The sequence below is a fragment of the Nitrosomonas sp. genome, from assembly GCF_019635155.1.
Lineage (GTDB): Bacteria > Pseudomonadota > Gammaproteobacteria > Burkholderiales > Nitrosomonadaceae > Nitrosomonas.
In genome coordinates, this window is sequence record NZ_JAHBZY010000006.1 from 54,927 (window position 1) to 75,373 (window position 20,447).

Here is a 20,447-nt window from a genome sequence, read left to right on the forward strand (position 1 = left end):
ATAAAAAACTGTAAGGGATTCAATACTAAATGATGGAAACGATTTCTCTCGGAGGTTTGACCCCGAAAGTTTTTTTGCGTGATTATTGGCATAAGCAGCCGCTATTGATAAGAAATGCACTTCCCGGTTTTAAAGGTTTGCTGTCGCGCGATGAGTTGATTTCGCTGGCGTGCTGTGAAGATGCTCAATCACGTTTGGTTGTTCAGAAAAACGGTCAATGGCGGCTTAAACATGGACCGCTCAATGATCAGGATTTTACAAGATTACCCAAAAAACAATGGACTCTGTTAGTCCAGGATGTGAATCACTTTCTTCCATCGGCCCGGGAGTTGTTATCCAGGTTTCGCTTTATTCCCCATGCGCGATTGGATGATTTGATGGTGAGCTATGCACCGAAGGGGGGCGGCATTGGGCCGCATTTTGATTCTTACGATGTTTTTTTATTACAAGGGCAGGGATCAAGGCGTTGGCAGGTATCGGCTCAGTTGGATGATGCTTTCGTTGAGAATGCGCCGCTCCGTATACTGAAGAATTTTTATCTGGAGCAGGAATGGGTGCTGGAAACAGGCGATATGCTCTACTTGCCTCCCAAGTACGCACATAATGGTATTGCGGAAGATGATTGCATGACGTATTCGATTGGTTTTCGTGCACCCAGTTATGAAGAGTTGCTGACGCAATTTCTGGTTTTTCTGCAAGATCGGATTTCAGCGGAGGGGCGGTATTCGGATCCTGACCTGCAATTGCAATCCCATCCATCCATTTTGAGCGCAGCAATGTTGTCGCAGGTACAAATGATACTGCGGAAAATTAAATGGAATCGGAATGATATAGAAGATTTTCTTGGAATTTATCTTTCGGAGCCAAAGTCACATGTTTTTTTTGAGCAGCCTGCAGAGCCGATGCGGTTGCGTGATTTTATTCAATTAGTTTGTAAAAACGGTATAGAACTTGATTTGAGAAGTAGAATGTTATGTGTTCGCAATAAATTTTTCCTCAATGGTGAGGTTTTTTCTGGGAGTGTCGAGGCGTATCGGATATTAATAAAACTTGCGGATAATTATGAATTGACGGCGATCAAAAACATGGATGATGAAACCGGGGGAATCCTCTATCAATGGTATATGAATGGTTACATTAATCTGAAGAATTAATTCCTTATAATATTTTATTGATGATGCGATGTATCATCAAATGGATGATTGGCATAGTGTTAAATTTGTATAATCCGGAAAGTTCGATTATCCTATCGGCGTAAACCAAAATGGAAAACATGGGAGATTAAATGCTGAGATTTTCACTTGTGGCGCTTGCTTTCGCGATATTGACTTTAAGTGCATGTGAAGGAAAGAAAAGTCTTGATGGTTATCCGATGGATAAACCGCCTCCATCAGCTTATGCACCAAGAGATTCTGAGCCTGAAGAATTGAAATAAACAGGACAAACAGAATTGATAAGCCCAAAAGTCACGAACTCTCTTTTTTGAGAGTTTGCGATCAGTTGATCGATAGCTTAAACGTAAGGATTCTGATTACATTTAATATCGATCAAACTCTTGAAGTTCCTTTTTAACCTAGAGTACAGAAGTTGAAAATGGACTTGCAGAAAAAAGGAAGTCATTTAAATAGATATTACTTATCTAAGCGATGTAATCCTTAAGAGCAGATATCTTCCGAGTAACTTTCCATTAAGCATATGAATACGCTTGGTGGTTGTTTAAATTCGTTATATACTGCAAAACTTTTAAGAACTTTTATAAGGAAAATTTACAATGAAATACTCACTTCTGGCTGCTGCATTGTTTGCCTTGACCTTATCTGCGTGTGGTGGTGCAAAAAATCAAGCGTTACCTGAAACTGAAAGAGAAAATTATGAAAGAGCCCTCCGCGGGGAAGATCCTGACTGTCCTCATGGAATCGATGCGAATGGCAACTGCTTGAAAGAAGGTGCGGATGCTCGTCCTTATGGTGGAACAAGCAAACCAGGACATTAATTGATAGCGAAGTAAGCCGCTCATCATAATAAAAAACCGCCTAACAAGGCGGTTTTTTATTTCTTATCTCGCTGAATCGATACATTGTTTTTTATTTTAGCTGTTCGTGCAATAACTTAAGAATCCGCGCGGTTGTGACGGAATTTACAGCCGATCCGTCATCGTTTGATAGTGTAACCTTGCTTGAATTCGTTCCGGCATTATGAACATGGATGCGATATTTTGCAGCTTTTGTATTGTCTTTATCACCGCTTCGCCAGAACATGATATTTGAGAGAATCCCTTCATCATCGCCTTTTTTCTTACTGTCTTTGTCGAGACTAACAAAACGTACGTAATATATACCTTCTTCCCGATTACGATCTTCTACGGTAAAGCCGATGCGATCAAGCGCCAAGCCAACGCGCCGCCACGATCTGTCGAACGTTTCATAAACAATCAACGAAGTTCCTTCATTGTCAATAAAGGCGCGTTCGTAGGTACTACTTCTACCCGTGGTTAATTCCAGTTTTGCTTTTTGTTCTTCCACTCCGAAGCGTATCATTAAACGTGATAGCATTTCCGCTTCCAAATCAGGATCCGCCGGACGGGGCTGCCAGATTGATCGATTGAGGTTGCCGCCTTCCAAAACTTCGATCATGCCACGATGACTAATATAGATTTCGGTATTACCCGTCTCACTGCGTTCAAGGCGAGTACGGAATTTATCCCGCTCGGCGGTGGAATAAATACTATCCAAGAAAGTGGAAATGAAAGAGCGAATGAGGTCCTGAGGAATTTTTGCGCGATTTTCCGCCCAGTCGGTTTCCATAATTCCGGCTTCCGGAATCTCGATTTTGATCAAGAAACCTAATTCCTGCCAAAATTCCTTTACAACCGGCCATACGAGTTCGGGAGATTGTGGTACTACCAACCATCGCTGTGTTCCGGATCGCTCAATATGTACATTTTGTACCGATGATGGCAATAAACTGGACGTACCGGCTGTTTGTTGTCCGCCGCGTTCACTACTGTAAGAAGAGAAAGTGGTACTGCCGGATGAGCTAAGTTCCGGGATTGAATAGCGTTCGTCGACTGCCGGTTGCACCAGATCGGGTGGAATATCCAGCGGAGGTAATCGTCCCGCCGATTTATAATCAATCGTTTTGGTATCCGGAAACAGGTCGATTGTTTTGCAGCCTATTTGGATTAATGAAAGCGACAATACTGAAGATGTTACGATTACATTGCGCCAATTCATTTTTAACATCTTACCTCTTTGATTCGTGAACACTGGCTGATTGCATGGCTTGACGGATAAGTTGATGGTATTTTTCGGATAGAGGCGTTAGAGGTAAACGGATCCCATGACCAATTAATCCCATTTGTGTAACAGCCCATTTGACCGGGATTGGGTTCGCTTCAATAAATAGATCGATATGCAAGCGTAACAGTTTGTTGTTTATTTCACGTGCAGTATTGAGATCGCCCGATAGAGCCGCAGTGCACATATCATGCATCATACGAGGCGCGACATTGGCAGTAACCGAGATGACACCGGCCCCGCCTAAAAGTAGCAGCGCCAATGCACTGGCGTCATCGCCGCTATAAATGGAAAACCCGCGCGGTGCTTTGAGTAATAATTCGGTGCCTCGGCCAATATCGCCGGTTGCATCCTTGATCCCGATAATATTGGGAATTTGGGCCAAGCGTAATGCGGTTTCGTTATGAATGTCGGCAACTGTTCTGCCGGGTACATTGTATAGAATTTGTGGGATGTCGACCGCTTCGGCGATTGCTCTAAAATGTTGATAGAGTCCTTCCTGAGTAGGCTTGTTGTAATAGGGCGCAACCGAAAGGCAGGCATCAACACCCGCATTTTTAGCATGAATCGATAAGTCGATAGCTTCACGTGTTGAATTGGCGCCAGTACCCGCGATGACCGGGATGCGCCCCGCAACATGGTCCACTGTAATCTGCATCAACGAATGATGTTCTTCAAAATCAACAGTCGGTGATTCACCTGTGGTGCCAACCACAACCACGCCATCGGTACCCTGTTCAATGTGGAAATCGAGAAGGGAGCGGAAATGATCCAAATCCAACCCACCTTCTTCATCCATGGGAGTTACGATAGCGACCAAGCTACCTTTAAACATGACAAGCTTCCCAGTTAAAAAAATACATTCTACCCGAATCTGGTCTTAATTAAGCAGCCTCACGAGCTATCCAGGCAAACCAATGGCTTGCCTGTAGCGCGGCAATCATTTGATATGTCATTACAAGTCATTGAAGATAATAATCTATTGTGTTTCCTTGGTGAAGCTGATGGCGTCATTTTTGAAATCAACCCGGATCGTGTCTTTTGCAACAAAATGACCTTCCAGAATTTCTTTAGCGAGCGGATTCTCAATTTGTGCCTGAATGGCTCGTTTGAGAGGGCGCGCACCAAATATCGGATCAAAACCGGCTTGTGAGATCGCCGATAACGCCGCATCACTAACTTCCAGCTTCATTTCAAGTTTGGCCAACCTGGTTTCCAAGTTGTGCAACTGTATTCTGGCAATTGATTGGATATGTTTCTGATCCAGCGGATGGAAGACCACGACCTCATCAATCCGGTTAATAAACTCCGGCCGGAAGTAGGTTTTGACTTCGCTCATGACTGCATTTTTTATCGTCTGATATTCACCGCCGGACATTTCTTGAATCATCTGCGATCCCAGATTCGAAGTCATTACGATCACGGTATTCTTGAAATCGACCGTGCGTCCTTGGCCATCAGTCATCCGTCCATCATCCAACACTTGCAATAACACATTAAAAACATCCGGATGCGCTTTTTCTATCTCGTCGAGCAGAATGACCGAATACGGTTTTCTACGGACAAGTTCGGTTAAATAGCCGCCTTCTTCGTAACCGACGTATCCAGGTGGTGCACCGATCAAGCGGGCAACGGAGTGTTTCTCCATGAATTCTGACATATCGATCCGGATCAAATGATCTTCGGAATCAAACAAGAATCCCGCGAGCGCTTTACAGAGCTCTGTTTTACCAACGCCGGTAGGACCAAGAAACAAGAATGATCCGTACGGCCTGTTAGGATCGGATAAACCAGCGCGTGACCGGCGAATTGCATCGGATACCAATCGAACCGCTTCATCCTGTCCGACTACCCGTTCATGCAGTTTCTGTTCCATGAGCAGCAATTTTTCACGCTCACCTTGCATCATTTTGGCTACCGGGATGCCGGTTGCACGCGACACGACCTCGGCAATTTCCTCGGCGCCGACTTGGGTGCGCAGTAACTTGTTTTGTCCGCCTTCAGCTTCGTATTGCGCAGCTTCCTTCAATTTGGCCTCAAGCTGCGGAAGTTTGCCGTATTGCAATTCGGCCACTCTGTCCAACTTGCCTTCCCGCTGGAATTTCATCACTTCCGCTTTCACGTGATCAATCTCTTCCTTGATGCTGGCCGCACCCTGCGCTGCACCTTTCTCGATTTTCCATACTTCTTCAAGGTCGGCGTATTCGCGTTCAAGTTTCTGAATTTCGTCTTCGATCAGTGTCAGGCGTTTTTGCGAAGCTTCATCCTTTTCTTTTTTCACCGCTTCGCGTTCGATCTTGAGCTGAATCAAGCGGCGATCCAGTTTATCCATTACCTCGGGCTTGGAATCGATTTCCATCTTGATGCGTGCGGCTGCTTCATCGATCAGATCAATGGCTTTGTCCGGCAGGAAACGGTCGGTAATGTAGCGATGAGAAAGCTCTGCCGCTGCGACGATAGCCGGATCGGTGATTTCCACGCCATGGTGTAGCTCGTATTTTTCCTGCAAACCGCGAAGTATCGCAATTGTGGCTTCTACCGTTGGTTCTTCCACTAATACTTTCTGAAAGCGCCGTTCCAGCGCAGCGTCTTTCTCAATATACTTGCGATACTCATCCAATGTTGTGGCCCCGATACAATGCAACTCGCCACGCGCCAAAGCAGGCTTCAGCATGTTGCCGGCATCCATGGCGCCCTCTGCTTTACCGGCACCTACCATGGTATGTAGCTCATCGATGAATACAATGGTTTTTCCTTCGTCTTGCGCAAGTTCCTTCAGCACGGTCTTGAGACGCTCTTCGAATTCCCCACGATATTTTGCACCCGCTAATAGCGCTGCCATATCTAGCACAAGGACACGTTTATCTTTAAGGCTTTCGGGTACTTCTCCGTTAATGATGCGCTGGGCAAGTCCTTCAACAATAGCGGTTTTACCGACACCCGGTTCTCCGATCAGCACCGGATTATTTTTGGTGCGACGCTGTAACACTTGAATGGCACGGCGAATTTCATCGTCGCGTCCGATCACCGGGTCCAGTTTTCCCTGCCGAGCCCGCTCGGTAAGATCCAAGGTATATTTTTTGAGTGCTTCACGGCTACCTTCGGCTTCTGCGCTGCTGACTTGTTCTCCTCCCCGTACGGTGTTAATGGCTTTTTCCAAAGCGGAGGCACTGACACCATGTTGTTTCAGCAACGTACCGACTTCACCTTTGTCTTGTGACGCCGCCAACAGAAACATCTCGGATGCGATAAATTGGTCGTTGCGTTTCTGTGCCTCTTTATCAGCCAAGTTGAGTAGATTATTCAGAGTGCGGGAAATAGTAATTTCTCCGCCGGAGTTTTCTACTTTTGGCAGACGCTGAATGCTTTGTTTGATGCTATCAAGTAAAGGTGCGGTGTTGACGCCGGAACGCTGTAATAAGGATAGCGTGCCGCCATCTTCTTGTTGCAATAATGCCAACAGCAGATGTTGAGGTTCGATAGTTGGGCTATCTTGACCGATTGCAATACTTTGTGCATCAGCAAATGCTTGTTGGAATTTGGTAGTAAGCTTGTCGAAACGCATTAAATTCTCCCATCGTAGGTAACTGATGCTTACGTGGGGGAAAGGTGCGAAATTTCAAGTGGGGATTACATTATTGAATGGATAGCGCGAATTTTGGTTTTTTGCAGAACCGGTTTGAGCATGTTTTCGATTTCCAGTGCTGGAACCGGTTTGCTGAAATAATAACCTTGGTAATGATTGCATTTTTGTTCGGTAAGGAAAGCTAACTGCTCTTCTATTTCAATTCCTTCCGCGATGACATCCAATTCAAGGCTATGCGCCATTGCAATAATCGCCGCAACAATGGTTCGATCATTTTTGTCCGTGACGATGTCGCGTACAAAAGATCGATCGATCTTAAGCGTATGAATAGGGAATTTCTTCAAGTAACTGAGACTCGAGTAACCGGTTCCAAAATCGTCAATGGAAATATGTAATCCCATTGCATGCAGGCTGCTCAACGTTTCCACTACTTTCTCAATATTGTCGATCAACATGCTTTCTGTAATTTCCAGCGAAATATATTTTGCATCCACCCCGGTTTCTCTGAGGATTTGTGCGATATTGGTAATGAGATCTTTATCGCGGAATTGCCGTGCAGATAAATTAATCGCAATTCGGGGTACGTAATAGCCTTGATTTTGCCATGCTTTAATTTGCACGCAGACGGTTTTTAAAACCCATTCGCCGATGGGAATAATCAATCCGGTTTCTTCCGCCAGATTGATAAATTTGTCAGGTGATATCAATTGATGCACCGGGTGCCGCCAACGCAACAACGCTTCGAGTCCATACAGATGATGATTGGGCATATCCATCACGGGTTGGTAATGCAGTATCAGTTCGTTCCGCTCCATCGCATAACGCAGATCCAGGCTCAAAGTGTGTCTTTCATATGCTGACTTGTTAAGCTCATCGGTAAAGAACTGGTAATTGTTACGGCCATTTTCCTTGGCATGATACATGGCGACATCGCTGTTTCTCAGTAACGTTTCGGCGGTGCTGCCATCATTGGGAAATACCGCGATGCCGATGCTACCGCCGATATGAAGCTCGTTGCCATGGATATAAAATGGCTGTATCAGAGAATCCAGGATTTTTTGAGCAACTTTCGCGGCGTCCAGCGATTCGGCGATGGAATTGAGCACGACAATAAATTCATCACCGCCTTGGCGGGCTACGGTATCTTCGGTACGGACACAGAATTTTAATCGATTGGCGACTGCTTTAAGCAATAAATCCCCGATATCATGCCCGAGTGAATCATTAATCGTTTTGAAACGATCCAGATCGATAAATAGAACCGCCATTTGCCGTTGCCGCCGCGTATCATGCACCAATACTTGTTCGACACGGTCCTGCAGCAAGTTGCGATTCGGAAGACCGGTTAATGCATCGTGAGTTGCCATCTCAATGATGCGTTTTTCGGCTTCTTTGCGCTCATACCATCTGCCAAGGTCGTGAACGATGGTGCCGATCAGATTCTTCTGATAAACCAATCCATGCGGAACTTCGTGCATGAAAGCCAACTGCAATGATCCACACTGCTGGCCATTTGCGATAATTGCAGCTTCAATAGTATTGGGCAGGTTTTCTCGATATCCGGGTGTGGTAATCTGTTTATTCTCAAGACTGATTTTGGCAACGACCATTTCTTGGGTTTCGAAGACTGACAATAAGAAACTTAGAATATTTTTACAGGTTTCTTCTATGCATTGATCTTGCGCCAGATAATTTCGAATTTTTTCCAGGCAAATATTTTCTTTTAATCGTTCATTCAAATAGGATTCTTTTTGTTTAATGGATCGTTGGATAAAAGGCATTGTCATCCAATGGATTACCGCAATTCCGAACAATAAAATCAGGGTCAGATAAGTGATAATTATCTTGACTTGATGCGTGAAGTAGTTATTGAGTTCATTTTTATCAATCTTTAGTGCGGCGCCAAGTCCGTAGGCGACAGGCGCATGTGCGGCGACGACATCAACCTGCCGGTAATCCTTAAGGAGTTTCGTACCGGTTTCACCATTTAAAGCAAAATGAATCGGTAGCGGCTTATTATTTATGACGCGCGATACCCGCTTAAATTGATTGCCGTCAAAAGCACGCAGAAAACAATCCATTTCGAGGTCACTGTTTGCTGCTGGAGCACAAAGTAAAAAATCCCCGGTTTTACCTACCAGAGGCGTATCGGTGAAAATGCGTGTGAGGCCTGATAGCTGTTCTTCGGTGGTTATGCGGCCGACCAATTGATTGTTTTTATTAAAAATCCGGAGGGAATTTTGTAACACAAACCCTTGATTCCAGAATAATAAGGTGTGAACCTCCGAATGGGTGTTTAATTCGACGGGAAGCGTAGCATGCTTGGAAATTGTACCCGCGGTTAAGAGCAGATTATCTTCGGTATCGTAGATGCTAATACCTGAGAAGTGCGTTGTAAGTATCTTTTTCGCCGATTCCTGCAATCCTGCGATGCCTTCGGATCTGGAATCATTCGAATACACTTTTTCCAAACTTTGGATCAAAAAAATTCGCGTGGAAATGGCTCTGGTATTTGCGACTGAATGCGTGATCTCATTTTCAATGAGCTTGACGGTATTCTCTAATGTTGCTTCGAGACCAGCGGCTGTCATAGCTTCGATCTGCCGTTGCATCACAGTATAGACCGAGAGGCCAGCCAGAAAAATCAGTGTCGTCAGTGTTAATCCACTTATTACAAATGTTTTTTTGTCATCTTGATTGATGAAGAAACGAAGCATTGCGTGTGGTTGCCGGTTATTGTAGTAAAGATTTCATATCGATTTAATGGCATGTATTATCGGTAATTCAATACTTTACTTAAGTATATATTTAATAGATTTTTCCCCTTTAATTCTCGAAATGAAGTGTTAATGCGAGCTTATTTGATGATTCTTGATAAAAAAGACTGATTCGCCGGTTACCGATAACGGGCGGATTAATCCGGGTTTTTTTTCTTAGCGGCTTCCGGATAGGGATACAAAATATTCAATGCGATGCTCTTACCGGCGCTCTCGACGACACGCATATGTTCGCGTTTAAACTCCCGTGCGTGCCGAAGTCCGCACGAATGCGCGATCATATTGATTTCCTTATTAACATTCCGAGCATAGTTGGCAACCCGCAGGTATTTTTCTTCTACGACCAAGCCGTTTTGCAGCCGTTCGTTGTGGGTCGTGATGCCGGTTGGACAGGTATTCAGATGGCAGCGCATCGCCTGGATGCAACCGAGCGAAAACATAAAACCGCGCGCAGTATTGACAAAATCCGCACCGGCGCACAATGCCCAAGCACCTTCCGCCGATGTCACCAATTTTCCGGCGGCGATGACGATGATGCGTTTCTTCAGATCGGATTGCAGCAAGGCATCGACGACGCGTGGCAGCGCTTCCGCGATCGGTAAGCTGACATGATCCATCAAGGTTTGCGGTGCTGCGCCGCTGCCGCCTTCGCCGCCGTCGATCGTCAGAAAGTCCGGTGCGTATTCCAATCCACGGCGATTGATACTGTCGCATAATTCATTGATGAAATTCCAGCCGCCGATCGCCGTCTTGATCCCGACCGGACGTCCGGTCAATTCACGAATGTAACAAATTTTGTCGAGCAATTCGTCAATATTATTGATGTCCTTATGGCGATTCGGGCTGATCGAATCCTGGTGCACCGGGATGCCGCGAATCGCCGCGATTTCCTCGTGCACCTTACTGGCCGGCAGCAAACCGCCCTTGCCGGGTTTCGCGCCTTGCGATAACTTGATTTCAAATGCCTTAACCACCTTGCTTAATTCTTTTGCGCGTTGTGGTGAAAAATTGCCATGCTCGTCGCGGATACCGTATTTTGCAGTGCCGATCTGCATGATGACATCGCAATCGCCCTCGATGTGATACGGCGACAATCCGCCTTCGCCGGTATTCAACCAGCAACCCGCCTGCGCCGCGCCGAGCGATAACGCCCGTACCGCCGGTTTTGAAATCGCACCATAGCTCATGCCGCTGATATTGATGATTGATTTCGCCTCGAACGGTTGCGTGCAATAACCTTCGCCAATCCGCAGCGACGGTGTCGGCAATTGATCTTCTTCCTGAATCGGGAAAGCGGCGTTGACAAAAATGATCGAACCCGGCTGACGCAAATCGTTGGTCGAACCAAAACCGACCAAGCTGCCTTTATTCTTGGAATTCTTGTAAATCCAACCGCGGGTGGCGCGATTGAACGGCATTTCGTCGCGGTCATTGGCGAAAAAATATTGCCGGAAATACTTGCCTTGAATCTCGAAGAAATAGCGTAAACGCCCAATGACCGGATAATTGCGCAGAATCGAATGTTTCTTTTGCGTCACGTCCTGGATGAACCAGACGACGATCAAACCGACAAGAGCCACCCCCAGCATTGTGGCGATACTATAAAAGATAAAGTCGAATGCGCCGGACATGTCGTCTCCTTATTTCGCGGGCTAATCGCTATACTAGCTGTTCAAAGAACGTAAGTGAATAACTTGAGTGCACTATAATGCACTGGCTGACAGTCCAAAGGGATAAAAATTGCAAGATTTACACGATGAAATTCGCGCCAACGTACAACGCGCGCTGCAAGAGGATATCGGCAGCGGTGATCTGACGGCTGCATTGATTCCGGAGGAAGCCGCGTTAGCCGCTACGGTGATTAGCCGGGAAAACGGGGTGTTATGCGGCACACAGTGGTTCGAGGCGTGTTTCCGGTCGCTCGATCCGGCGAGTACGGTCGAGTGGTTTGCCAAGGATAGCGATGGAGTGCAGGCCGGACAGGAACTGTGCAAGATCCGTGGCAATGCCCGCGCGTTGTTGACAGCGGAGCGTTCCGCGTTGAATTTTCTGCAATTGCTATCGGCCGTGGCGACGCAAGCCCGGCAGTTTGTCGATGCTATCGCCGAAACCGGCGCAGTGATTGTCGATACGCGCAAAACGCTGCCGGGTTTGCGGCTGGCGCAAAAATACGCGGTCATGTGCGGCGGTGGGGTGAATCACCGCATTGGCTTGTACGACGGGATTCTGATCAAGGAAAATCACATCATCGCCGCCGGAGGCATTCAACCGGCGTTAAACAAAGCCCGGGAAATCGCACCGCCGGGTGTGTTTGTCCAAATTGAAGTGGAATCGCTGCAAGAATTACAAGAAGCACTGGCTGCCGATGCTCGCATGGTATTGCTGGATAATTTCACATCCGCGCAATTAAGCGAAGCCGTCGCATTCACCCGTCAACAGACTGGAGCACCGGTGATCCTCGAAGCTTCCGGCAATATCACCCTGGAAAACGTGCGTCAAGTCGCGGAAACCGGCGTCGACCGGATTTCGATCGGCAGTTTGACTAAGAACATCCAGGCGTTGGATTTGTCGATGCGCTTCGTATGAAGCGCAAGTTGAAAACGGGAGCGGATTTCTGGATTACTTGTTGCTATCCATCGTACTGATAAACGCATTAGCTTCGTTGATCGAGCGCTCCATTGAGGCGATCAGCGCCGACACGTCGGATTTGATGTTGCCGAGTTCGCCTTTCAATGATGCGATGGCACGGGCGTTGAGGTTGTGTTTGAGGTACATGACTTGATCGTTGAATACCGTCAGAATCGGCTGAATTTTGCTTTCCGCTTGCTTCATCGAGGTGATCAATTGATGGTAGTGCGCTTGCGTGGCTTCGAGTTTGCGTTGACTGTTTTGCCGTAAGGAAGCGTTGCTGTACTGCGTGATTTCCTGCTTCCATTCGGTGAATAGGGCTTCCGATACGCTTTCGATGTCTTCGATGCGGTTGCGGACTTCTTCGGCTTTGCTGAGACTGGCTTCATACGCATCGTTCAAACGTTTATACGTGGCTTCGAGATCACCGCCTTGAAAATGGGTGGCGGCGGTGAATTGTTCCAATGCCGACTTGAATTGTTCCTTGGTTTCCTGCTGGGTGTCGCGGGCTTTTTCAACGCGGTACACCATTACGTCGCGCTTCGGGATACCGACTTTTTCCAATCCTTCGAGGTACATCGTGGTGCAGGCGCTGAGCATCATTAAGATCGGAAGAATGGATAAGCGAACAAAATGATTCATAAGGTATGTCTCCAATTAAAGATTTCGTTGGTTGTGAGCACATTATATTATGTGTTAGTGCAGTACGCCGCGCCGTATGAGCCGGCTGGCGACTTTCAAGCCCCACAGAATCGGGTGGCGGCGCAGCAACGGTGTGACTTCGACGCGCACGCCGGTGTGGCGTTCGATTTTCCAGGCGGCGTAGTCGACGCTGTTGGCAAAAGTCAGCGTGGCTTTCGCCAGGCGTAGAATCGACAGTACCCGGCCTTGCCAGCGGCGCACGCGCCAGCGCCATAACGCCTGCTTTTGGGTTGCCGCATCGGTCAGGCAACGGTAGTAGCCGTCCGTTTGTTTCTCCAGTATATCAGCCAGTAAGGGGTGAGCGGCAGCGGTGAAGCGGGTGAATGCGGTCAAGTTGGCATTCGCCAGATGATTGGCGCGGCCTGCTTTTTCGGCGCGCAACTCAGCGGCATAGGTCAATAACAGACAGTGCGTCCAAAGCTGCTCAACATTGTAGCGACCGGCTTTAAGCGCCGGTACCCCGGATCGCAAAAAAGTCAGTACCGAATGCGCCATTGCCGCGTATAGCCGCTGGCGCACGTTGCTATCCCGCGCAAACAGTAGTCGCGACGGCTGCGCGAAGCGCGCCCAGATATACGAATGAAACCATTCGCGAGCACCGGCTTCAAAATCGGTGGTGGAAATCACCGCGTATTTGGCGCGCAGAGTTTTTCCCTGATGCGGCACTTCCAGATAAAACACATTCGGCGGCAGCCAGGCATTGAAAAGGGCGAGATGTCGTTCGGGATAAGCTTTGCGGTAGTCGTCGACAACCACGTACAGATCGACAATACCTTCGTCCAGACTGATCGCGGAATGCAAGCAAGAACCGTATAGCACGATGGCATCGAGCGAATCGCCAAAACGCTGGAGCAATGCATCGATCAGTGGCGCGAAGCCCGGTGAAACCGGTTGATCGCTTTCCGCCGCAACGGCTTCGAGCAATTCGGCGGGCAATGATTCGCGAGTGGCGGATGCAAGTGTCATGATGGCTCCTATAACACCAAAAATGTAACCGGATCGGTGGCGGCGATGGTGATTGGCGATTGCGGTGAAGCAGAGCGGTACAGTTCGCCGTCGACAATATATTCGTCGTCCATTTCGATCGTCAAACGGGCGGTATTATGACTGTAATAGCCCTCTTTTTCCTGTAGTACATGGCCGCCACCCGATAACAGCGGCCACAGTGAACGCCACAAGCATTTGTGCTGCTGATCGACCAGGGTGACGTGCAGCGGTTCCGGCTCGGTACCCCAATACGGGCGGATATTGAGTAGCAGGCAGTGCAGCGCGCTGACCAAGGCGAACAGGTAAGTGCCGCGGTGTGTTCGGCCGTTGGCTTCGGTCAACGTCAGGGTGACCGGCGACCAGGCACTTTGCTGGCGGCCAAATAGCATGCCGAACAGTGAACGCAGCATGATCAGCGCGGTAAAAATGCCACCGGTGATTCCGATTTTCTTGACCGGGCTGCGTGAGAATTTAACGCCGCGAGCGACCAAGCCGACGGCGAAGAACATGCCGTAAATCGGCGGCATACCCGGTTGTGCGATATGCAATACCGGGCGTTGCACCAAATGAGGCGCTATTGGTTGGCGCAGATACATCTGTAGCCGCTGAATGATTGGCTCAGGTTTGCCTCGCATGCCTAGATCCAGCGGCGTCATGTTGGTGGTGCCACCGGGTACGACCATGATTAGCGGCCAGTCGGCGGGCACGCGGGCCGCGAATAGATGACCGAAAATCGCGTGCGTGGTACCGTCACCGGCGATGATCACGAGCAGATCGATATCCGCTTGCAGCAATTGCGCAATAGCGGTTTCGAAAGATGCGGCATCTTGTGCTTCGCACACGATCAAATTCGGGATTGCGTGCAGCGCTTGCCGGATGGCGGCTGCACGTTTACGCACCTGGCCACCCATCGGGTTCAGCAAACATCCGATCTTGGCTGCTCCGGTTTTCAGGCGGTCGATGCGCGTTGACAGCGTCATGAGGATTGATTAAAGGTTAATCAAAGTTACGATAGCGGGAACGGTTTTTTCAACTCGATCGGCGGGCGAGTGAAGATTCTCACGGCCAATATATCCCGATCGCGCGCCGGATCGATATCCTGCAACCAGGATCTCAAGACTCCGCCTTGCAGCTTGATTTTCCAGGCGGAAACAACACGCCAAAGCAGGAATACGGTCGAGATCAGATGCCAGATGACCACCATCAACAATCCGAAATCAGGCTGGTCGGTGAGCCAGCCGTAGCTGAGTAACAGCAGATTCGGGTTGCGTCTTGCCGTAATCAGGCGATTGAACGAATCAAGCTTGGTCCAGATAAATAGATCGAATGACGCCAAACCGAACTGGAACGCGCCTTCACACAAGCGGCCGCCGACATAACCGAGAAACATCAATGTCATCAAGACGCCCAGCCCGGTTAAAGGCGTCGCTGTGCCTGCCAGCCCAACTCCCCAAGCGATATACCATAGCGGCGGATGCACGATATCCAGGCCATGATCCAATACATCGCCGAGACGACTGGAGGTGACGGTGACGCGCGCCAGCTTGCCGTCGACGGTATCGAGGAAGGTCATGAACCAACCCATGATTAAACCGGTGCCGAAGAATCCGTACCAGAATGCGACGCCCGCCAGCACGGCGAAAACGATGCTGGCGTAGGTGACGTGATTGGGCTGCCAGCCCCGGCGCACGCAGTAGTGCGTCGCCCAGAACGCAGGCAGCGGCCAGACCCATTTGGTGATGAGATCGGTAACGCCTTTGTACGATCCGGAAAACAGCTCTTTTTCAAGCAGCGGTTTATTTTCCAGGCTGACCGGCAGAATATACGGCGGATCTTTCTTTTTCAGGTTTTGCTGAAAATCGATTTTTAGATCTTTCAGACCGATCCGCGGGATTGTCAGCAACGCGAATTTATAGTTATGGTCTTTATTGTTGTTGAGATTGCGCAATAACTGCGGTGCGTAATTGCCGTCGGTCAATATCGCAGCCGGGCATCCTTCGTCATTGTATAGCGCAGCCTTTCTGTCCAGATCGAGCAGGGCTTTCAATACACGCGCATCAAATAGGAAATTGGCATTCAGGAACAATGCCTGAGCGCTGCCGGGAATTTTCTCGGCATCGTCGATGAATATCAACTGCGGGTAAGGTTTCAGCATCCGCGCCAAACGCTCGCGTCCTGTTAATCCCCAAATGGTGACTGTATCTTCTCCGAAAATGTAAATGTAGGTTGAAGTCGACATGTGTGATAGCTCAAGGGTGTTATTCTGATTGGATCGCCCGATCCCGTAAAAATAGGCCGAGTCTCGCAAGACTCTGCGATTTTAGATGTTTTCCGGAAACAATAACAGCGTATCGCTAAAAAGTCCGCCGCAGCCAGAAGCCAGCGATCAGAATCATCACAATGCTTGGTACTAAGGCAATGAACGCGGCGTTTAAGCGCAGGATCAAGCCGGTATTGGCAATAATCTGGTCGAGCAAATAAACTGTGATCCCGATCAGGGTGGCGAATACCAGTTTGTTGCTGAGGCCTGTGCGGATCGATCCGAACACGAACGGGATCGATAACAGCAACATCGCAATCGTCATCAAGGCGCTGCCGATTTTTCGCCATAGCGCTAACGCATAGGAATCCGCATCTTGACCGGTACTTCGCAGGAATTCCACATGTTTTGCCAATTCGATCGGCGACAAACTTTCGGGCGGTTTGGTCAGCGTGGCGATGTCATCCGGTTTGACGAACGAGTTCCAGTGGATGGTGTCGGCACGTGCGGCGGTAATTTGATCATCTTTAAACGTGCGGATAATGGCATTGCTCAATTGCCAAACGTCGTTACCAACGATATCCGCATATTGTGCAAGTGTGTGCGTCTGTAAAAAACCATCCGAATCCAGTTGTAGGATTTCAATATCGGCGGCTCTCGTGTTATGGACAATTTGACCGATGCGCAAAATGCTGTGTTCGTTCCGGGTCCAAATCCCGAGATTCCTGCCAAGCTCAACCGTCAATTCCAACGCATTCGCTCTGTAAGTGATTGCTCTTTGTTGTAACTGAGGGGCTACAAATTGTTCCAGAATCGCGACGCCAAGTAACAACACCACCCCGATGCTTAATGGCGCAAGGCTAATACGCAAGGGCGACAGGCCGGCTACCCGCATCGCAATCAATTCCGAATGTACGGCCAGTTTCCCAAGCGCAATGACGGTACCGATTAGTGCAATGAAAGGTGCGATTTGGATGAATCGGCGCGGTAACAGCATGACGGTATAGAGAAATGCATCGCTTACGCGGTAGGTGCCTTTGCCGACATCGTCCAATTGATCCAATAAATCAAAAAAACTGAAAAGCGGTAACAAAATCGCAGTGGCGATTGCGAAACCGGCTATTACTTGATAAACGATATAGCGATAAAGGATCATGATGGATGCGGCGATTTTTTGTTTTTTGCTGTGATCAGCCAATAAATGACGAGGGTGCTCAGCAGCATGAATTCCAACCACCAAACTCCTGGCATGCTGCCGACCACACCTTGTTCCACCCAGGTTCTGGCCAATCCGGTCAGGTTGTAGTAGGCGGCGAAGATTAAAGCGGCAAGCAAATAAGTTCGTTCGGTTTTATCCTGGCGCGGCGAGAGGCGGATAAATGTCATTGCGATCAGAGCCAGTAGTACGGTTCCGAGAGGGCGGGAAATTCGCCATTGCAGTTCCGCGATATCGCGTGGTTGATCCGATTCCCACAAGGTACGGGTTGCTGCGGCTTTGCGCCGGTAATTCACGACCATGTCGTTATCGATAAAATAAGTCATGTTTTTGAAGTGAATGACATCATCCACCGTGACCGCATTGGTTAATTGATAGACCACGCCATCAAATAATTGTATATGCGGCCTCGGTTCTTGTACTGTCGGCTGAATCTGATGAGCTTTTTTGGCGAATACGATTTCACTGCTGTCCGGCTTTCTCGTGAAATGAAAAATATTGTGCATTTCCCTGCTGAACTCGTCCTTAGTCCGCATATAGACAACTCTGCCGGATTTTTCGCTACCGTAAAAACGGCCGGCTTGAAAACGGTTGGTATTCAATTCCGCTTCCGCCTGCGCATCCAGAATGTAGCTCTCACCATAAGCCCACGGACGGACATATGACGACAGCATGCCGCTCAAAATGCCGACCGGTATCGCTACGGTCAGAACGATGAGCACCAGGCGCGAACCGCTCAATCCGAAGGTGCGCATGACAATCAACTCGTGATCTTTGTTGAGCCTGCCAAGACCGATGATGACTGAGATATAGAGTGCGATGGGGATCAATACTTCCAGAGCGATGAGGGTTTTGAGGAATACCAGCTTGATCAACGCGGCGATTCCCAACGTTTCTGTTACGCCTCCGGCCAGCAGCCGGGCGCTGCTGAAGCTGGCGAACAAGCCGACCAAGATAAGCGCCACGACCGTGAAAGGCAGCATGATTTCACGCGCGACATATCGCTCAATGAGTTTCATAGATCCTCATGGCAGCATGATTCGATAAGATGAATGAAAATTCGAGACAGATTCAAAATATTTATACACTGCATATTCTTGCCTGCTTTTGCCTTGCATCGATTTCATCGAGAGCGTTTCTCAACGGCCTGTTAGTCATTTCACAATACTTTTTGGTAAATACGATAGCGTTTGTATTGTTCGCTACCGATTTGGTCAAGGATGTGGCGCATGGCTACGTTATCTTCCAATATCCAAGATAGTTCAACTTCCTCGATGCCTCTGGCGATACCCGCTTGCCTGGGAGCGTCGATGACGAGACAAGCTAACGCCAGCCCGATCGGCGTGTTGTGGTATTGTTTGCGGACACCCATCAGCGGGATGCGCCCGGAGCGGATTTGCCGGTTTCTGATTCTGTTGATAAGCTTGAGCCAGCCGAAGGGGAAAAGATTGCCGTTTAATTCTTTTAATACTTCGTTCAAATTCGGTAATCCCACCATAAATGCCGCCGGTTTACCATCGACTTCGGCAATCTGAATAAAATCATCCGGCAGCAATAAACGTAAACTACTGCCCAACTCGGCAAATTCTTCCTGAGTAAAAGGGATAAACCCCCAGTTTTCCGACCATGCATCATTAAAAATGCTGCGCAACGTTTCCATTTCTTCGTCAAAGCGATCGCGTTGCAGGGTCCGCATGCGGATCTGCGGAGAGAATCGCTTGATGACCAATTGTATGACAGCCGGTATTTCAAACTCGACTTTGATCTTATAAGCTAATAAATCTTTTGCCGGGTGATAGCCTTGTTCTTCGAGTAACCGGCCATACCATCGTGCGGAATGGGGCATCATAATGGCCGGCGGCGTATCAAACCCATCGACCAGGATGCCGCAGTCCTGATTGATCGAGAAATTAAACGGACCGCTGATCCGGCGGATTTCCCGCGATGCCAGCCATGCTTCCGCATGCATGATGAGCGCGGCGAAGACTTCGGAGTTTTCAATGCATTCCATCAAGCCAAAGTGACCACTATCCGAGCCATAACGTTGTTGGTGCAACGTGTCAATTTGCGCACTGATCCTTCCTGCCGGTTGATCATTCAGATAAGCAATCCAGCCTTGCCATTCACCATGTTTAAAATACGGGTTGAAACGGGAGAAATGAAAGCGGCGTTCGAGACGTAACGGCGGTACCCACACGGGATCATCAGCATAAATATGCCAGGGTACATCGATAAATCGACCCATATCGCGATAAGTCATTACCGGGCGAACCGTAATTTTAGAGCTGGCCGGAACGTCGATGTGACTCATGATAGAAAGGGACTGTTAACTGATGTAAATGTATTGAGCTGGAAACATTTAACCGATCGCTTAACTGGGTATCGATTTTTTTATGTATCGATTGATACCGCAAAAGCGCAATAGAGAAACGGTTATAGATTGGTATGCCTCATCAGATTCGATATAAGCTGATGAAAAACTTCTTTCGGATCAGATTGAGTTTTGGAAGATTGATTGGAATCCGCGGCGTCTTGCTCGGCAGCGGCAATTTTTTCATCGGTAATGTTACGGCAGAAGTCCCGAAAATTATTCCAGTCGGTGTTATATGCGGATAAGCGTTTCTGAGGGATAAAAACGCGAAGCACTTCAAAATTCTGGTGCATTTCCGGTAACCGGGCCGTGAGGTAGTGATTGATATTTTTGGGCCAACGTTTATGCACCGGATACATGTCCGCCAGCTCTTCCTCAATCGTGGCGCGGAAGCTTTCGATTGCATAAGCGCGCCGTTTGCGGTTGATGACGTCAATCATAAAGGCCACTATCCCTAAGAGGCCAAATATCAAAAACGGCCAGAGCGGTACGTTCTCGAAATACGCTGCGATTTGATCAATGTTTTCGTTCAAGATCGTCTCAATAAATGTTAGAAGTTACAAAATGGATTCTATTGGTAAGAATCTCTACCCGGGAAACGTAAAGAGACCAGCGATTTACTGA

General features: G+C 48.3%; 17 protein-coding genes. 4 read left to right on the plus strand and 13 right to left on the minus strand.

Annotated elements, in window-relative coordinates; genetic code table 11:
* Positions 1-32 precede the first annotated feature (32 nt).
* The 3 genes from KF839_RS05765 to KF839_RS05775 all read left to right on the plus strand — a co-directional run bounded on the left by KF839_RS05765 (position 33) and on the right by KF839_RS05775 (position 1,993).
* Entirely contained in the window at positions 33-1,154 is a 1,122-nt protein-coding gene (locus KF839_RS05765) for a cupin domain-containing protein (RefSeq protein WP_292916972.1), read from the plus strand.
* A 131-nt stretch (positions 1,155-1,285) separates the two neighbouring features.
* Complete coding sequence (locus KF839_RS05770) at positions 1,286-1,435, plus strand: hypothetical protein (protein ID WP_292916887.1); 150 nt, start codon at positions 1,286-1,288, stop codon at positions 1,433-1,435.
* Positions 1,436-1,771: 336 nt separating this feature from the next.
* Positions 1,772-1,993: a hypothetical protein gene (locus KF839_RS05775; RefSeq protein WP_292916888.1), complete on the plus strand. Its 222-nt coding sequence runs from the start codon at positions 1,772-1,774 to the stop codon at positions 1,991-1,993.
* 91 nt (positions 1,994-2,084) lie between these two features.
* Here the strand turns inward: KF839_RS05775 and bamC are convergent, their stop codons facing one another.
* From bamC to KF839_RS05800, 5 genes are all read right to left on the minus strand, one after another.
* The gene (gene bamC / locus KF839_RS05780; RefSeq protein ID WP_292916889.1) at positions 2,085-3,242 is read right to left on the minus strand and encodes an outer membrane protein assembly factor BamC; all 1,158 of its coding nucleotides are present in this window, start codon (positions 3,240-3,242) and stop codon (positions 2,085-2,087) included.
* 1 nt (position 3,243) lies between these two features.
* A complete protein-coding gene (dapA, locus tag KF839_RS05785) occupies positions 3,244-4,131 on the minus strand; it encodes a 4-hydroxy-tetrahydrodipicolinate synthase (protein ID WP_292916890.1) in 888 nt (295 codons plus the stop codon).
* A gap of 144 nt (positions 4,132-4,275) precedes the next feature.
* A complete protein-coding gene (gene clpB, locus KF839_RS05790; protein ID WP_292916891.1) occupies positions 4,276-6,861 on the minus strand; it encodes an ATP-dependent chaperone ClpB in 2,586 nt (861 codons plus the stop codon).
* A gap of 65 nt (positions 6,862-6,926) precedes the next feature.
* On the minus strand, positions 6,927-9,599 hold the full coding sequence (locus KF839_RS05795) for a putative bifunctional diguanylate cyclase/phosphodiesterase (protein ID WP_292916892.1): 2,673 nt from the start codon (positions 9,597-9,599) through the stop codon (positions 6,927-6,929).
* 197 nt (positions 9,600-9,796) lie between these two features.
* Positions 9,797-11,290, minus strand: a complete 1,494-nt coding sequence (locus KF839_RS05800; protein ID WP_292916893.1) for an FMN-binding glutamate synthase family protein — start codon at positions 11,288-11,290, stop codon at positions 9,797-9,799.
* A 109-nt stretch (positions 11,291-11,399) separates the two neighbouring features.
* On the opposite strand from KF839_RS05800, the gene nadC reads away from it, so the two are divergent.
* Complete coding sequence (gene nadC / locus KF839_RS05805) at positions 11,400-12,245, plus strand: carboxylating nicotinate-nucleotide diphosphorylase (RefSeq protein WP_292916894.1); 846 nt, start codon at positions 11,400-11,402, stop codon at positions 12,243-12,245.
* Positions 12,246-12,278: 33 nt separating this feature from the next.
* Here the strand turns inward: nadC and KF839_RS05810 are convergent, their stop codons facing one another.
* The 8 genes from KF839_RS05810 to KF839_RS05845 form a co-directional block, all read right to left on the minus strand.
* Entirely contained in the window at positions 12,279-12,929 is a 651-nt protein-coding gene (locus KF839_RS05810) for a DUF2959 domain-containing protein (RefSeq protein WP_292916895.1), read from the minus strand.
* A 54-nt stretch (positions 12,930-12,983) separates the two neighbouring features.
* Positions 12,984-13,955 (minus strand): hypothetical protein, encoded by a 972-nt coding sequence (locus KF839_RS05815; protein WP_292916896.1) that lies wholly within the window; start codon positions 13,953-13,955, stop codon positions 12,984-12,986.
* Positions 13,956-13,963: 8 nt separating this feature from the next.
* Positions 13,964-14,956: a diacylglycerol/lipid kinase family protein gene (locus tag KF839_RS05820; RefSeq protein ID WP_292916897.1), complete on the minus strand. Its 993-nt coding sequence runs from the start codon at positions 14,954-14,956 to the stop codon at positions 13,964-13,966.
* 26 nt (positions 14,957-14,982) lie between these two features.
* Positions 14,983-16,215, minus strand: coding sequence for a CDP-alcohol phosphatidyltransferase family protein (locus KF839_RS05825; RefSeq protein ID WP_292916898.1), 1,233 nt, complete (start codon positions 16,213-16,215; stop codon positions 14,983-14,985).
* A gap of 115 nt (positions 16,216-16,330) precedes the next feature.
* Positions 16,331-17,473 carry an LPS export ABC transporter permease LptG gene (gene lptG, locus KF839_RS05830; protein WP_323802048.1) on the minus strand — a complete coding sequence of 381 codons (1,143 nt, stop codon included), beginning with the start codon at positions 17,471-17,473 and terminating at the stop codon, positions 16,331-16,333.
* Entirely contained in the window at positions 17,389-18,471 is a 1,083-nt protein-coding gene (gene lptF / locus KF839_RS05835) for an LPS export ABC transporter permease LptF (protein WP_292916899.1), read from the minus strand. Before lptF ends, lptG begins: the two co-directional genes overlap by 85 nt.
* A 140-nt stretch (positions 18,472-18,611) precedes the next feature.
* Entirely contained in the window at positions 18,612-19,763 is a 1,152-nt protein-coding gene (locus KF839_RS05840; protein WP_292916900.1) for an N-acetyltransferase, read from the minus strand.
* Positions 19,764-19,885: 122 nt separating this feature from the next.
* On the minus strand, positions 19,886-20,356 hold the full coding sequence (locus KF839_RS05845) for a hypothetical protein (protein ID WP_292916901.1): 471 nt from the start codon (positions 20,354-20,356) through the stop codon (positions 19,886-19,888).
* Between the last annotated feature and the right edge of the window lie 91 nt (positions 20,357-20,447).

What these genes read in the sequence shown, in the direction of transcription:
- KF839_RS05765 (WP_292916972.1), top strand. Translation starts at nt 33, where the DNA reads ATGGAAACGATTTCTCTCGGAGGTTTGACCCCGAAAGTTTTTTTGCGT.
- KF839_RS05770 (WP_292916887.1), top strand. Translation starts at nt 1,286, where the DNA reads ATGCTGAGATTTTCACTTGTGGCGCTTGCTTTCGCGATATTGACTTTA.
- KF839_RS05775 (WP_292916888.1), top strand. Translation starts at nt 1,772, where the DNA reads ATGAAATACTCACTTCTGGCTGCTGCATTGTTTGCCTTGACCTTATCT.
- bamC (WP_292916889.1), bottom strand. Translation starts at nt 3,242, where the DNA reads ATGTTAAAAATGAATTGGCGCAATGTAATCGTAACATCTTCAGTATTG.
- dapA (WP_292916890.1), bottom strand. Translation starts at nt 4,131, where the DNA reads ATGTTTAAAGGTAGCTTGGTCGCTATCGTAACTCCCATGGATGAAGAA.
- clpB (WP_292916891.1), bottom strand. Translation starts at nt 6,861, where the DNA reads ATGCGTTTCGACAAGCTTACTACCAAATTCCAACAAGCATTTGCTGAT.
- KF839_RS05795 (WP_292916892.1), bottom strand. Translation starts at nt 9,599, where the DNA reads ATGCTTCGTTTCTTCATCAATCAAGATGACAAAAAAACATTTGTAATA.
- KF839_RS05800 (WP_292916893.1), bottom strand. Translation starts at nt 11,290, where the DNA reads ATGTCCGGCGCATTCGACTTTATCTTTTATAGTATCGCCACAATGCTG.
- KF839_RS05810 (WP_292916895.1), bottom strand. Translation starts at nt 12,929, where the DNA reads ATGAATCATTTTGTTCGCTTATCCATTCTTCCGATCTTAATGATGCTC.
- KF839_RS05815 (WP_292916896.1), bottom strand. Translation starts at nt 13,955, where the DNA reads ATGACACTTGCATCCGCCACTCGCGAATCATTGCCCGCCGAATTGCTC.
- KF839_RS05820 (WP_292916897.1), bottom strand. Translation starts at nt 14,956, where the DNA reads ATGACGCTGTCAACGCGCATCGACCGCCTGAAAACCGGAGCAGCCAAG.
- KF839_RS05825 (WP_292916898.1), bottom strand. Translation starts at nt 16,215, where the DNA reads ATGTCGACTTCAACCTACATTTACATTTTCGGAGAAGATACAGTCACC.
- lptF (WP_292916899.1), bottom strand. Translation starts at nt 18,471, where the DNA reads ATGAAACTCATTGAGCGATATGTCGCGCGTGAAATCATGCTGCCTTTC.
- KF839_RS05840 (WP_292916900.1), bottom strand. Translation starts at nt 19,763, where the DNA reads ATGAGTCACATCGACGTTCCGGCCAGCTCTAAAATTACGGTTCGCCCG.